Genomic DNA, 13,263 nt, shown 5'->3' with positions numbered 1-13,263 from the left:
ACCACGCCCGACCAGCTCCACCTCTCCGCCACCCGGTGAACGCACCGTCCTGACCAGGCGTAACCGGCGAACATGCGGGAAACTGGGTGGTGCGCGCCACATTCGGAGGGGGATGTGTAACGCTACCGCAACCCCGGGGAGGCACCATGCGTCCCAACCTGGAGACCACCGATCGAATGCAGTGAGGAGTCACCCGCGTGGATCACCCGCCTCGGAACGGGCAAGGCGGCCGCCGCCCCGCCCGGCCCTGGCAGGACGAGCCAGGCCGGGACGACGTCCGGCGCGCGACGCCGCCGCCCCGCCGTCCCGCTCCCCGGCGTGAGCCGGTGGACGCGCGCCGGCGGCCCGAGCCGCGACCGGCCCCGCGAGCCCGCCGCAACTCCTTCCGGGGCGCGAAGATCGCGCTGACCGTCGTGTCGCTGCTGGTGATGGGCCTGACCGGCTACGCGTGGGCCGCGATGCAGGGCCTGGTCAACGGGCTGAACTACGCCAACGTGATCGACGACAACGGCGGTGGCGAGAAGCCCGCCGACGGCGCCCGCGACATCCTCCTCGTCGGCCTGGACAGCCGGACCGACGCCCAGGGCAACCCGCTGTCGCGCGAGGTGCTCGACGAGCTGCGGGCCGGCGAGTCCGACGGCGAGCTCAACACCGACTCGCTGATCTTCGTGCACATCCCGAACGACGGCAGCAAGGCCGTCGCGATCTCGATCCCCCGTGACACCTACGTCGACATCCCCGGTGGCTACGGCAAGCACAAGATCAACTCGGCGTACGCGCGCGCGATGCTGTCGGCGCGCAAGGACCTGCAGAAACAGGGCGTCTCCGATCCGAAGGAGCTCGACGTCAAGGCCAACCAGGCCGGGGCGAAGGAGCTGATCGAGACGATCCAGAAGCTCACCGGGTCGACCATCGACAACTACGCCGCGGTCAACCTGCTCGGCTTCAGCGACATCACCAAGGCCATCGGCGGGGTCGACGTCTGCCTGAACGACAACGTCAAGGACCAGTACTCCGGCGCGAACTTCACCAAGGGGCAGCACACGATCTCCGGCGTCGAGGCGCTCGAGTTCGTCCGGCAGCGCCACGGCCTGCCCAACGGCGACCTCGACCGGGTCGTCCGGCAGCAGGTGTTCATGGCCGGCATGGCCCGCAAGGTGCTCTCGGCCGGCACGCTGACCAACCCGGGCAAGCTCACCGACCTGATCGACGCCATCAAGAAGTCGGTCGTGCTCAACCAGAACTGGGACGTCTTCGGGTTCGCCCAGCAGATGAAGGGCCTGACCGGCGGCCAGCTCGAGTTCCGCACGATCCCGGTGAAGAACATCGAGTACAAGACCCCCGAGGACGGCACCGCGATCCAGGTCGACCCGGCCGAGGTCAAGCAGTTCGTGCAGGGCCTCGCCGGGCCGCAGCCCGGCCAGACGGCGCCACCGGCCCAGCAGGCCGACCCCGCGAACAAGGCGACCACGGTCGACGTCCGCAACGCCTCCGGCAAGACCGGCCTGGCCGCGAGCGTCGCCAAGACGCTCGAAGGCAAGGGCTTCAGCTCCGGCGACACGGCGAACGCGACCTCGCGCAAGACCACCGTGATCTGGGTGCCCAAGGGCGGCAAGGACAAGGGCCAGGCCGTCGCGGACGCGCTCGGCGGCTCGCCGACGATCCAAGAGGACAAGAGCGTCCAGACCGGGCACGTGATGGTGTTCCTCGGCGCCGACTACCAGGCGCCGAGCTCGAACTCCAGCGGCGCCGGCGCCGCTGCGGCGCCGACGTCGCAGGCCGCGCCGCCGCCGGCCGACGAGGGGTCCAAGCCGATCACGGCCGAGGGCGTGCCCTGCGTCAACTGAGTCACGGCGTCTGCAACTTGCACGGTGACTCCCCGTGTCGTTAACCCGTTCGGCCTAACTCAAGCAATCGGTATCAAAGACATGCCCGAATCCGCGTAATGCCCGGGCACCCGCGCACTTACATACACGTGAGGGTGCACGCGCACCGGACTGTCACGTCCGTGCGGGTGCCGTGGAGGAGCACGGCAGGGGACATTGATGTGCTGATCGACGCCGAGGACTACCAGCGGATACTCGGGGACGAGCTCCGCAAGCTCAGGCGCAGCCGAGGGTGGACGCGCAAGGAGCTGAACCAGCACCTGCAGAGCGAGATCTCCCTGCAGACGCTGGCCACCTACGAGCTGGGCACCAGACAGTGTTCCGTGGTGCGGCTGGTCGAGCTCTGCGTCGCGATGGACGAGCTGCCCCAGGACCTGCTGGCCAAGGTGCACCGCCGCGTGTTCGTCGACGAGCCCGGCCGGGTCCGCGTCGACCTGCGCAAGGTGGTCGCCGACGCCTCCCCCGAGCTCCTCCCGCTGCGCCGCTGGGCCGAAGACCGCCTGCGCCGGGCCGGCGAGCAGGGCGCCGGTGAGGTCGCGCTCGACCTGCCCGCGCTGGAGCGCATGGCCGAGCTGTGCGGGCTGCCCACGGTGGACCTGATCGCCCGCCTCCGCCGGTACGCCTCCCGCTGATCCCTCGCCTCCCGCCTCCCGCCGTCGTGAGTGTTTAGGGCGGTTAGAACCGCTCGGGTTCTAGTGGTCGTTGCAACACCTGACACTGGAGGTGTTGCCATGACCGGAAACCGTCGTCGCTGGCTGCCGCCGGATGTGCGTGTGGCGTTCTGGAACCAGCTGCGTGCAGGGCTGTCGGTGGAGCAGGCAGCACTGGCTGCGGGCATGTCGCCGGCCTCCGGGAGACGGTTGTTCGAGCAGGCTGGCGGCGTGATCACCACCACGCCCCAGGCCTGCTCGGGCCGCTATCTCTCGCTGGCCGAACGCGAAGACATCATGCTCCTGCACGCCCAGAACCTCCCGAGCGCCGAGATCGCCCGCCGGCTGGGCCGCGACCGCACCACCATCTGGCGGGAACTGAACCGCAACAGCACCACCGCCGGCTACCGGGCCAGCACCGCCCAGCACACCGCCGAGCAACGCGCGAAACGCCCCAAACCCACCAAGTTCGCCACCACCCCGGCCCTGCACAAACGCGTCCAGCAAGACCTCAAGGCCCGGTGGTCTCCCGAGCAGATCGCTGCCAGGCTGACACGGGACTTCCCCGACCAGCCGACGATGCACGTGACCCACGAAACGATCTACCAGGCCCTCTACGTCCAAGGCCGCGGCGCCCTGCGCCGCGAGCTGGCCGCGTGCCTGCGCACCGGACGCGCCGTGCGCGCACCGCAGCGGATGCCGGACGGGCGCCGCGCCCGCCACGGCAAGATCGCCGGGATGGTCCCGATCTCCCAGCGGCCGGCCGAGGCCGCCGACCGGGCCGTCCCGGGACACTGGGAAGGCGACCTGATCGTCGGCAAAGACAGCCGTTCGGTGATCGGCACCCTGGTGGAGCGCACCACCCGGTTCTGTCTGCTGCTGCACCTGCCCGGCGGCAAGGACGCCGCCACTGTCGCCGATACGATGATCGCGGCCATTCGCGCGTTGCCCGAGCAGCTGCGCCGGTCACTGGCCTGGGACCAGGGCACCGAGATGGCCCAGCATTCCCGGATCACGATGGCTACCGACATGGCGATCTACTTCTGCGACCCGCACTCGCCCTGGCAGCGAGGTTCGAACGAGAACACCAACGGGCTGCTGCGGCAGTACTTCCCGAAAGGCACTGATTTGTCGGTGCATACCCGGGCTGACCTGGCGAAAGTGGCTGCGGAGCTCAATGGCCGCCCGCGCAAGACGCTCGGCTGGGACACCCCAGCCGAGCGTCTTGATCAGCTACTGTCCACACAGGACCCTGTTGCAACAACCGCGTGAATCCACCCCGCCCTAAACACTCACGACAAGCCGCGGCAGACCCGGTCAGCCGACCAGGTAGTCCTCGCGCCGCACCTTCCGCGTGTCGAGCCAGTAGCGCCAGGTGAAGCCCGGCCAGATCGTCCGGTTGACGCCCTTCGCGTCCAGGTACCAGCTCTTGCAGCCCCCGCGCGTCCAGATGCCCTTCGCCAGCTTCCGCTGGATGTCGCGGTTGAACCGCTCCTGCACGTCCTCCTTCGGCTCGATGGCCTTGCCGCGGGCCAGCCGCAGCGCCTCGGCGACGTAGGAGATCTGCGCCTCGATCATGAACACGACCGAGTTGTGCCCGAGGCCGGTGTTCGGACCGAGCAGGAAGAACAGGTTCGGGAAGCCGGCGACGGTGATCCCGAGGTGCGTCCGCATCCCCTCGGTCGCCCACTCCTTGCCGAGGTTGCGCCCGTCACGTCCGACGATCTCCAGGTCGTCGAAGGCGTCGGTGACGTGGAAGCCGGTGCCGTAGACGATCGCGTCGACTTCGTGCTCGACCCCGGCGGCGTCGACGACGCTGTGCTCGCGGACCTCCCGGACGCCGTCGGTGACGACGTCGACGTTGTCCCGCGCGAGCGCCGGGTAGTAGTCGTTGGAGATGAGCACGCGCTTGCAGCCCATGGTGTAGTCCGGCGTGACCTTGCGGCGCAGCGCCGGGTCCGTGATCGCGCCGTCGATGTTGCGCTTGGCCAGGCGCTGGCCGAGCTTCATCACCCACGACTGGCCGTTGAAGCCGATCGCGCGGGCTTCGAGCAGCCAGTACAGCAGGGTGCGGTAGGCGCGCTGGGCCGGCGGGAACGCCTTGAACAGCGCGCGCGTGCGGCCGGACATCTCGTGGTCGGCCTTCGGCATGATCCACGGCGGGGTGCGCTGGAACAGCGTCAGCGCTTCGACGTCCGGGGCGATCTTCGGCACGAACTGGACGGCGCTGGCGCCGGTGCCGATCACGGCGACCTTCTTGCCCGCGAGGTCGACGTCGTGGCGCCACTGTGCCGAGTGGAACGCCGGGCCGGCGAACTTCTCGATCCCCGGCAGCTCCGGGATCTGCGGCAGGTGCAGCGCCCCGACCCCGGCGACCAGCGCGCCCGCCACGAACTCGTCGCCGCCCCTCGTGGCGACGTGCCAGCGGTTCTCGTCACCGTCCCAGCGGGCGCCGGTCATCTCCTGGCCGAACCGGACGAACTTCCGCAGGTCGTACTTGTCGGCGACCTCGCGCATGTAGCGCCAGATCTCCGGCTGCGGCGAGTAGGCCCGCGACCAGCCCGGGTTCTGCTCGAACGAGAACGAGTACATGTGCGACGGGATGTCGCAGGCGCAGCCGGGGTAGCTGTTGTCGCGCCAGGTGCCGCCGACGTCGTGCGCCTTTTCGAGGATGACGAAGTCGTCGCGGCCCTCCTTGCGCAGCTGGATCGCCATGCCGAGACCGGAGAACCCGGTCCCGACGATGACGACCCCGGTCTCCGTGCGGTTGCCCATGACGCCTCCCGGTTGCGAGCTAACTTACTCAGAGTAGGTTACTACCGGTAGAGTGTCGCCCGTGACCACCGCGAAGCGCAAGCGCATGCCCCGGGCCGAGCGGATGCGGCAGATGGTCGAGGTCGCCGAACAGGTGTTTTCGGCGCGCGGCTACGCGGCGGCGTCCATGGACGAGATCGCCGAGCTGGTGGGCGTCTCGAAGCCGATGCTCTACGAGTACTTCAACTCGAAGGAAGGCCTGCTGCTGGCCTGCATCCGCGAGTCGCGGTCGGTGCTGCGCGAGGTCACCGAGCAGGCGACCGTCGGCGCGGCCACCGCCGAGGACGCGCTGCGCCGCGGCCTGCTGGCGTTCTTCGTCTTCATCCGGGAGCGGCGCGAGGCGTGGTCGCTGCTGCGGCACGAGATGGCGCTGATCGGCACACCGGCCGCCGACGAGGTCGAGGAGACCCGCCGTCAGCAGACCGACTTGATCGCCGCGTTGATGAGCGGCCACTTCGACAGCGGGGACGACCTGAGGGCCGAAGCGGCGGCGGAATTCGTGGTCGGGGCGTGCGAACGGCTCGCGATCTGGTGTGAGCGACACGATGAGGTGACCCCCGAAATGGCCACCGAATACGCCATGGACGTGCTGTGGAGCGGCCTCGGAAGCCGTGCACGGTAACCTGCGCGTGCATTAGGCCATTCGGTCGTTACTCAGCGCTGTCGTGTCGTGTGACACAGAGTTGCTCTACGGTACTGAAGACACGGTAGAAAGTGTGCTGGACCTTCACGGCCGAGAGGGGGCGCAGTTACCGCGTCATGGAATCGCGGCGACCGCGTCACGGTTGTGTAGGCATGGAGAGGGGCGTGAGGCAGATGGTGGAAGCGATCACGGCGACGTACGTCCAGGAGGACGCCGACTGGGCGATCACGGTCAGCGGCCACGGCAAGGAGCTGACCGCGCGGGCGCCTGGCATCATCGCCGCGCGCGACCGGGCCGACCAGCTGGTCGAGGAGCTCGGCGGCAACGGCAAGGCGACGGTGGTGCACCTGCTCAACGGCAGTGCGTTCGACTTCACCAGCGCTTACATGACCGCCCGGCTGACGCTCCCGAAGCTCCCGCCGCTCGAGGTCCCGCCGCCCGGCAGTGTGCCGAAGCAGCAGACCGACGAGCCGGCCGCGGCTGCTCCGGCTCCCGCTGTTCCGGCGGACAAGAAGCCCGCGTTGCCGCCCAGCAAGCAGCTGCCCAAGGCCGTCGAGGAGGCCAAGGCCCCGGAGCCGGAGCCGGCCCCGGAGGCCAAGACCCCGGCCGACGCCTGAGCTACTTGAGGAGCTTGCGCACCAGCAGGACGAGCACGAGCACACCCGCGCCGATCAGCGGGTACTTCACCTTGGGGTTGTCCAGCTTGGCGCGCACGCCGTCCTTCGCCGACTCCGCGAGCTTCTTGGGGTCCGCTTTGACGGTCAGCTGGTCGAGCGTCGCCGCCAGAGCGGTCCTGGCCTGCTCGATCTCACGCTCGATCGTCTCGGGATCGCGAGCCACGTGTCCTCCTCGCCGCAAGGTGCTTCCAGCGACAACTTAGTCGACGCCCCCACCGCCGCCGCACGGGCCACGCCGCACGCTACGCTTCCGAGTGCTGGGGGCCCGTAGCCCAATTGGCAGAGGCACATGGTTTAGGTCCATGCCAGTGAGAGTTCGAGTCTCTCCGGGCCCACCCCTAGTCGAGCTTGATGTGCGGCGCCAGCGCGCGGAGGAAGTCCGGCGCGTCGAACATCTCCGCCGCCGAGGCGACCCCCTTCACCCGCGCCCGGCCGGTCAGGAGCCGCTCCACCGCCTCCACCGCCAGCGGCGCGCTCACCGCGTAGATGTCCCGGCCGCGCGCCACCGCCCGGCGTTGCGAAGCCCCCGAGCGCACCACGACGTCCACCACGAACGTCTCCGGCTCGTCGCCCCGCGAACTGCCCGCCGACAGCTCCTCGGCGGCGGACGTCGTCATGTACGTCGTCACGTTCGGGACCTCCAGATGACGAGGGATCGTGACGACGTCCGCCATCGTGAACTCGCCCAGGACCGGCCGCGGCCCCAGCGGCGCCGGGAACGCCCACTCCAGCGACGGCAGCGCGTCCTCGCGGTGCTCCAGGCGGCCGTTCGCATAACGAAGGCGCCGGCCGTCGCGGCGTTCGCGGGACACTCGGCCCGCCGCCAGCGTTCCGGGTGTCGGGTGCCAGCCGCTGAGCCCGTACGCGACGTGGACCTCGTCGGCCTTGTCCCAGTCGCCCATCGCCGTCGTGGCCAGGAGGTCGCCCAGGCCGCCGAAGAACGCCATCGCCGGGACCACCGCGATCGGCACGTCCAGCGCGAACGTGTCCAGGTTCGCCTCGACCTCGGCCGCGACGTCCACGTACGGGACGCCGGCGCGCGCCGCCGCCTCGACCAGCGGGACGGCCGTCGCCGCGAACGGGCCCGCCGTGTTGATCACCGCCGCGACCCCCTCGAAAGCGCGGTCGAGCGCCGCCGGGTCGTCGACGGACGCCGGGCGGCCGGTGGGCAGCTTCGCCGCGTCACGGCCGGACAGGACCGGCGAAAAACCGCGCGCGAGCAGCTCGTCCACCACGAAGCGCCCGGTGTGTCCGTAGGCGCCGTAAACCAGTACCGAAGTCATGTAGCCGATCCTCGCGGCGACCCGGCAGCGTCACCAGTGTCCGGAACGCCCTCCTGCGTACAGTTTCGGACATGCACGCAGTCGCGCTCGCGGCCACCGACGGGATGTTGTCCTTCGAGCTGGCCATCGCCACCGAGGTCTTCGGGGAGGACCGCCGGTACGACTTCTCCGTCTGCGGCTCGGCGCCGGTCCGGGTCGGGCGGTTCCGGCTGGAGCCGGACCACGGGCTCGACCGGCTGGCGCGCGCCGGCACCGTGATCGTGCCCGGGTGGGCCGACGTCGGCAGCGACCCGCCGGCCGACCTGGTCGACGCCGTCCGCGCGGCCCACGCGGCCGGCGCGCGGGTGGCGTCGCTCTGCACAGGCGCGTTCGTGCTGGCCGCCGCCGGCCTGCTCGACGGGCGGCGCGCGACCACGCACTGGGCGCACACCGACGCGCTGGCCGCCCGCTATCCCGCCGTCACGGTGGACCCGGACGTCCTCTACGTCGACAACGGCAGTGTGCTCACCTCGGCCGGCAAGGCCGCCGCGATGGACCTGTGCCTGCACCTCGTCCGCGCCGACCACGGCTCGGCGGCCGCCAACACCGTCGCCCGCCGGCTGGTCGTGCCGCCGCACCGGGCCGGCGGGCAGGCCCAGTACGTCACCGCGCCGGTGCCCGCGCGCGACGACCACCCGCTGACCGGCCTGCTCCCCTGGGTGACGGCCCGGCTCGACCAGCCGCTCACGGTGGCCGACCTCGCCCGCCAGGCCAACCTCAGCTCCCGTCACCTGGGCCGGCACTTCCGGACCGTGACCGGCACAACGCCGTTGCAGTGGCTGCTCGTCCAGCGGATCCGGCGGGCGCAGGAACTGCTGGAGAAGACGGGCGACAGCGTCGACTCCATCGCGGAGGCGGTCGGCATGGGCACGGCGGCCACCCTGCGGCGGCACTTCAACCGCACCGTCGGCGTGCCCCCGGACACCTACCGCCGCACCTTCCGCGGTTAGGGTTCGCCATGCAGTCCTCCGGGTTCGTGGGTGCCGGCGAGATCGCGGCCGCCATCGTCGAAGGCCTCAGCACCGGCGTCGCCGATCCGCCGCCGATCGTCCTCTCCCCGCGCAACCACGACGTCGCACACGGCCTGGCCGCGCGGTTCCCGAACGTGCGCGTGTGCGCGGACAACCAGGAAGTGCTCGACACCGCCATGGTGGTCGTCGTCGCCGTACGTCCGCAGGTCGCCCAGGAAGTGCTGGCACAGCTGGCTTTCCGGCCGGAGCACGTCGTGGTGAGCGTGCTCGCCGGGGTCGGGCTGGCGCAGCTGCGCGAGTGGGTCGCGCCGGCCACGCGGATCGTCCGGTCCATCCCGCTGCCGACGGCGAGCCGGGCCTCGAGCCGCACCGCGATGTACCCGGACGACGCCGTCGCGCGGACCCTCTACGAGAGCGTCGGCGACGTTGTCGTCCCGGGCGACGAAGCGACGTTGGACGCCTTCAGCGCGGCGACGGCCACCTTCGCCGCGCACCTCGACCAGCTCGCCACGATCGCGAGCTGGATGGCCGAGCACGGGGTCGCGACCGAAGACGCGAACGGCTACGTCGCCCACGTCTACGGCGAGCTCGGCCACACGCTCTCCCAGCACGGCGGCACCCTCGAAGCGCTGGCCGGCAAACACATGACCCCGGGCGGGATCAACGAGCAGTTCCTGGCCGGCCTGCGCCGCGACGGCGTGCCCGACCTCGTGCGGCGGGGCCTCGACGACGTCCTCGCCCGCGTCAAGGGTCAGTAGCGGACGTCGCTCTGCAGCAGTGGCGGGTACACAGTGGACGGTTCGCCGTCGACGGTGGTGCCGGCGAACTGCAGCATCGCCCGCTGGGCGCCGTGCATCGGGGCCGGGTAGTCCAGCTCCGGCGCCGAGACCTCGTCCAGCGTGGCGAGGTGCGCCGGCGTGAGCGTGACGTCGAGGCCGGCGAGGTTGCCGGTCAGGTGCTCCAGCCGCCGCGCGCCGACGATCGGGACGACGGTGCCCGGCCGCGACCGCAGCCACTGCAGCGCCACCGCGGCGGACGTCGTCCCCAGCTCGGCGGCGACCGAGGTGACGGCGTCGATGACGGCGTACTCCGCCTCGCTCGGGCCGCCCACGAACGCCGTCCGGGCCGAATCGGCGACGTCGGCGCCGCGCCGGTACTTGCCGGACAGGAAGCCGTTCTTCAGCGGGCTCCACGGCGTCAGCGCGACGCCCTGGTCGAGCGCGAACGGCGCCAGCTCCCCCTCGACCGTCCGCGCCAGCAGCGAGTACTCGACCTGCAGCGCGACCAACGGCGTCCAGCCGCGCAGCAGCGCCGTCGTCTGGGCCTGCGCGGTCACCCACGCCGGGGTGTTGGAGAAGCCGACGTAGCGGATCTTGCCCGCGCGGACGAGGTCGTCGAGGGTCCGCAGGGTCTCCTCGATCGGCGTGCTGCGGTCCCAGTTGTGCAGCCAGTAGAGGTCGAGGTGGTCGGTCTGCAGCCGCCGGAGGGACTGCTCCAGCTGCGCGATGACCGACGCGCGGCCCGCGCCGCCGCCGTTGGGGTCGCCGGGGAACATGTTGCCGAAGAACTTCGACGCCAGCACGACGTGCTCACGACGGCCGGGGTGGGCGGCGAAGAAGTCGCCGAGGATCTTCTCCGAGTGGCCGTTGGTGTAGAAGTTCGCCGTGTCGACGAAGTTGCCGCCGAGGTCGAGGTAGGTCGCGAGGATCTTCTCCGACTCCTCGACGCTGCAGCCGGCGCCGCCCGGGTCTTCGCCGAAGGTCATCGCGCCGAGGGCGAAGGGGCTGACGCGCAGCCCGGACCGGCCGAGGGTGACGTAGTGGTCGAGTGGCATGGAACTCTCCTTGGGCGTCGGATTGGCCATCACCAGGAAACCGCGTAACCCCAGCACAGCGGTAGATCGATCAACGCGGACTCTTGCACGATCCTCGCAACTCTGGTTGCTACAGGCAGGCGTGGCTGCTTTCCTGGACGGGTGCTCGACGAACTCCGCGCCCTGATCACCACCCACGTCCGCGACGACATGCGCACGCGGGTGCCGGGCCTGCTGCTGTCCCGCGTCGGGACGAGCGAACAGCACCACTCGCTGGCCGAGCCGCTCCTGGTCGTGATGGCGCAGGGCGGCAAGCGGCTGCTGCTCGGTGACCACGTGCACGAGTACGGCGCCGGGCAGTACCTGCTGGTCAGCACCGAGCTGCCGGTGACCGGGCACTTCGTCGGCGCGACACCGGAGACGCCGGCGCTGGGGCTGGGCCTGACCCTGCGGCCCGCGGCCATCGCGCCGCTGCTGCTGGAGGCGCCGCCCGGCCGGTGGGTCCGCGCCGCGCCGACGTCGCCGATCGCGACGGGAGACGCGGGCCCGGAGCTGCTCGACGCGGCCGTCCGGCTGCTGCGGCTGCTCGACCACCCCGCGGACGTGCCGGTGCTGGCGCCGCTGATCGAGCGCGAAATCCTCTGGCGGGTGCTGACCGGCCCGCACGGCGGCCTGCTCCGGCAGATCGGCCTGGCCGACAGCGGGCTGGCGCACGTCGGCCGGGCGATCCGGTGGATCCGCGAGAACCACGCCGAGCCGATGCGGATCGACGAGCTCGCGAAGCTGAGCGGGATGAGCGCGTCGGCGTTCCACCGGCACTTCCGCGCGGTGACGGCGATGAGCCCGCTGCAGTTCCAGAAGCGGATCCGCCTGCAGGAGGCCCGCTCGCTGCTGCTGGCCGACGCGGGGGACGTCGCCGGGGTCGGGCACCTCGTCGGGTACGACAGCCCGTCGCAGTTCAACCGCGAGTACCGCCGCCTCTTCGGCGCGCCGCCGGGCGCGGACGCGGCCCGGCTGCGCGCGGCCGCCGCGCCGGCCGCGCAGCTGCCATGAGGTCCGATCCGTTCAAGATGTCCGGGCCGGCCGGTGCGACGCTGGCGGCATGGCAGTGAACCTCTCCGCGGCGGCGTCGTTCATGGCGACGCACGCCCGGCTCCTCGACAGCCGCCGCTTCCAGCTGCTCAGCGGCGAAACGACGACCGACGCGGTGCTGGCCGCCGTCGACGGGTACCGCAACCCCGACGGCGGGTACGGCTGGGGCCTCGAGCCCGACCTGCGAGCCCCGGAGAGCCAGCCCGGCGGCGCCCTCCACGCGTTCGAGGTGTTCGAAGACATCGCCCCGCGCACGACGCCGCATGCGGCACGGCTCTGCGACTGGCTGGCGTCGGCGTCCCTCCCGGACGGCGGGCTCCCCTTCGCCCTGCCGGTGGCGGATCCCGCGGGCTGCGCGCCCTTCTGGGCCCAGGCCGACCCGAAGGTGGCGACGTTGCAGAGCACGGCGTTCGCCGCGGGGGTGGCGCTGCGCGTCGCCCGCCACGACGCGGCAGTGCGCGAACACCCGTGGCTGGCCGCGGCGACGCAGTACTGCTTCCGGGAGATCCGCGAGCTCACGGAAGCGCCGCACGCGATCGCACTGTCGTTCGCGGTCCGGTTCATCGACGCGGCGTGCGACCTCCACCCGGAGGCGGCGGGCCTGCTGGAGCACCTGGCGGCGTTCCTCCCACCGGACGGCCTGGTCGCGGTGGCCGGAGGTTCGGAGGGGGAGATGTTGCGTGCGTTGGACTTCGCGCCCCTGCCGGACCGGCCGGCGCGGGCGTTGTTCAAGGACGACGTGATCGAGGCGGAGCTGCGCCGGTTGGCGGGTGAGCAGCAGGATGATGGTGGCTGGCGGGTCGATTTCGCGAGCTTCTCGCCTGCCGCGGCTTTGGAGTGGCGCGGTTATGCGACGGTCGGCGCGGTGTCGACCCTGCAGCGCAACGGGCAGCTCTGAGCGAGGTTCGGCGGCGGCTCCAGCGCCGCCAATGACCCATTCGGGACGTCTCGCGTCCCCAATGGGTCATTCGCGACGCTCGCCCCGGGGTGGAAACCGCCGGGTCGCGGCAGCAGCGCCGGTCGCGGCGACAGCACCGGTCGCGGCACCGCCCGGCAGCGCGGGGTCACCCCGGCAGCACCGCCCGGCCACCGCCGCACCGCCCGCCAGCCCGGGGTCACCCCAGCAGCACCGCCCGGCCACCGCCGCACCGCCCGCCAACCCGGGCCACCCCAGCAGCACCGCCCGCCCACCGCCGCACCGCCCGCCAACCCCGGGCCACCCCAGCAGCACCGCCCAGCCACCGCGGCACCGCTCGGTCGCGGCGGCAGCGCCGGACACCTCAGCGGACCCCCGCAGGAAGTGTCGCGAATGACCCATTCGGGACGTCTCGCGTCCCCAATGGGTCATTCGCGACGCTCGCCCCGGGGTGGAAACCGCCGGGTCGCGGCAGCAGC

General features: G+C 71.4%; 13 protein-coding genes and 1 tRNA gene. 10 read left to right on the top strand and 4 right to left on the bottom strand.

Annotation, left to right across the window (positions count from 1 at the left end; genetic code table 11):
• Window positions 1–197 precede the first annotated feature (197 nt).
• The 3 genes from ACZ63E_RS14860 to ACZ63E_RS14850 all read left to right on the top strand — a co-directional run bounded on the left by ACZ63E_RS14860 (window position 198) and on the right by ACZ63E_RS14850 (window position 3,808).
• Entirely contained in the window at window positions 198–1,847 is a 1,650-nt protein-coding gene (locus ACZ63E_RS14860; protein WP_465336445.1) for an LCP family protein, read from the top strand.
• Between the two features lie 200 nt (window positions 1,848–2,047).
• Window positions 2,048–2,518, top strand: coding sequence for a helix-turn-helix domain-containing protein (locus tag ACZ63E_RS14855; protein ID WP_465336444.1), 471 nt, complete (start codon window positions 2,048–2,050; stop codon window positions 2,516–2,518).
• 99 nt (window positions 2,519–2,617) lie between these two features.
• Window positions 2,618–3,808, top strand: a complete 1,191-nt coding sequence (locus ACZ63E_RS14850) for an IS30 family transposase (protein WP_465336443.1) — start codon at window positions 2,618–2,620, stop codon at window positions 3,806–3,808.
• A gap of 45 nt (window positions 3,809–3,853) precedes the next feature.
• On the opposite strand, the gene ACZ63E_RS14845 is transcribed toward ACZ63E_RS14850, so the two are convergent.
• Window positions 3,854–5,311, bottom strand: a complete 1,458-nt coding sequence (locus ACZ63E_RS14845; protein WP_465336442.1) for a flavin-containing monooxygenase — start codon at window positions 5,309–5,311, stop codon at window positions 3,854–3,856.
• A gap of 61 nt (window positions 5,312–5,372) precedes the next feature.
• On the opposite strand from ACZ63E_RS14845, the gene ACZ63E_RS14840 reads away from it, so the two are divergent.
• Entirely contained in the window at window positions 5,373–5,972 is a 600-nt protein-coding gene (locus ACZ63E_RS14840) for a TetR/AcrR family transcriptional regulator (RefSeq protein WP_465336441.1), read from the top strand.
• Between the two features lie 194 nt (window positions 5,973–6,166).
• Complete coding sequence (locus ACZ63E_RS14835) at window positions 6,167–6,610, top strand: hypothetical protein (protein WP_465336720.1); 444 nt, start codon at window positions 6,167–6,169, stop codon at window positions 6,608–6,610.
• A gap of 1 nt (window position 6,611) precedes the next feature.
• Here ACZ63E_RS14835 and ACZ63E_RS14830 read toward each other — a convergent pair whose 3' ends face one another.
• The gene (locus tag ACZ63E_RS14830; protein WP_395925820.1) at window positions 6,612–6,833 is read right to left on the bottom strand and encodes a DUF3618 domain-containing protein; all 222 of its coding nucleotides are present in this window, start codon (window positions 6,831–6,833) and stop codon (window positions 6,612–6,614) included.
• Window positions 6,834–6,931: 98 nt separating this feature from the next.
• Here ACZ63E_RS14830 and ACZ63E_RS14825 point away from each other — a divergent pair.
• A tRNA-Leu gene (locus ACZ63E_RS14825) sits at window positions 6,932–7,005 on the top strand.
• Between the two features lie 3 nt (window positions 7,006–7,008).
• On the opposite strand, the gene ACZ63E_RS14820 is transcribed toward ACZ63E_RS14825, so the two are convergent.
• Window positions 7,009–7,953: an NAD(P)H-binding protein gene (locus ACZ63E_RS14820; RefSeq protein ID WP_465336440.1), complete on the bottom strand. Its 945-nt coding sequence runs from the start codon at window positions 7,951–7,953 to the stop codon at window positions 7,009–7,011.
• A 71-nt stretch (window positions 7,954–8,024) separates the two neighbouring features.
• Here ACZ63E_RS14820 and ACZ63E_RS14815 point away from each other — a divergent pair, with 71 nt between their 5' ends.
• Both ACZ63E_RS14815 and ACZ63E_RS14810 read left to right on the top strand, forming a co-directional pair.
• Complete coding sequence (locus ACZ63E_RS14815; protein ID WP_465336439.1) at window positions 8,025–8,942, top strand: helix-turn-helix domain-containing protein; 918 nt, start codon at window positions 8,025–8,027, stop codon at window positions 8,940–8,942.
• Window positions 8,943–8,950: 8 nt separating this feature from the next.
• Window positions 8,951–9,721, top strand: a complete 771-nt coding sequence (locus ACZ63E_RS14810) for an NAD(P)-binding domain-containing protein (protein ID WP_465336438.1) — start codon at window positions 8,951–8,953, stop codon at window positions 9,719–9,721.
• Here ACZ63E_RS14810 and ACZ63E_RS14805 read toward each other — a convergent pair.
• Complete coding sequence (locus tag ACZ63E_RS14805) at window positions 9,715–10,797, bottom strand: aldo/keto reductase (protein ID WP_465336437.1); 1,083 nt, start codon at window positions 10,795–10,797, stop codon at window positions 9,715–9,717. The genes ACZ63E_RS14810 and ACZ63E_RS14805 overlap by 7 nt on opposite strands.
• A gap of 141 nt (window positions 10,798–10,938) precedes the next feature.
• On the opposite strand from ACZ63E_RS14805, the gene ACZ63E_RS14800 reads away from it, so the two are divergent.
• The gene (locus ACZ63E_RS14800; RefSeq protein WP_465336436.1) at window positions 10,939–11,829 is read left to right on the top strand and encodes an AraC family transcriptional regulator; all 891 of its coding nucleotides are present in this window, start codon (window positions 10,939–10,941) and stop codon (window positions 11,827–11,829) included.
• Window positions 11,830–11,878: 49 nt separating this feature from the next.
• Window positions 11,879–12,766 carry a hypothetical protein gene (locus tag ACZ63E_RS14795; protein ID WP_465336435.1) on the top strand — a complete coding sequence of 296 codons (888 nt, stop codon included), beginning with the start codon at window positions 11,879–11,881 and terminating at the stop codon, window positions 12,764–12,766.
• Window positions 12,767–13,263 lie beyond the last annotated feature (497 nt).

The organism is Amycolatopsis sp. NPDC104819 (assembly GCF_055583145.1).
This window is presented reverse-complemented; position numbering and strand designations above follow the sequence as displayed.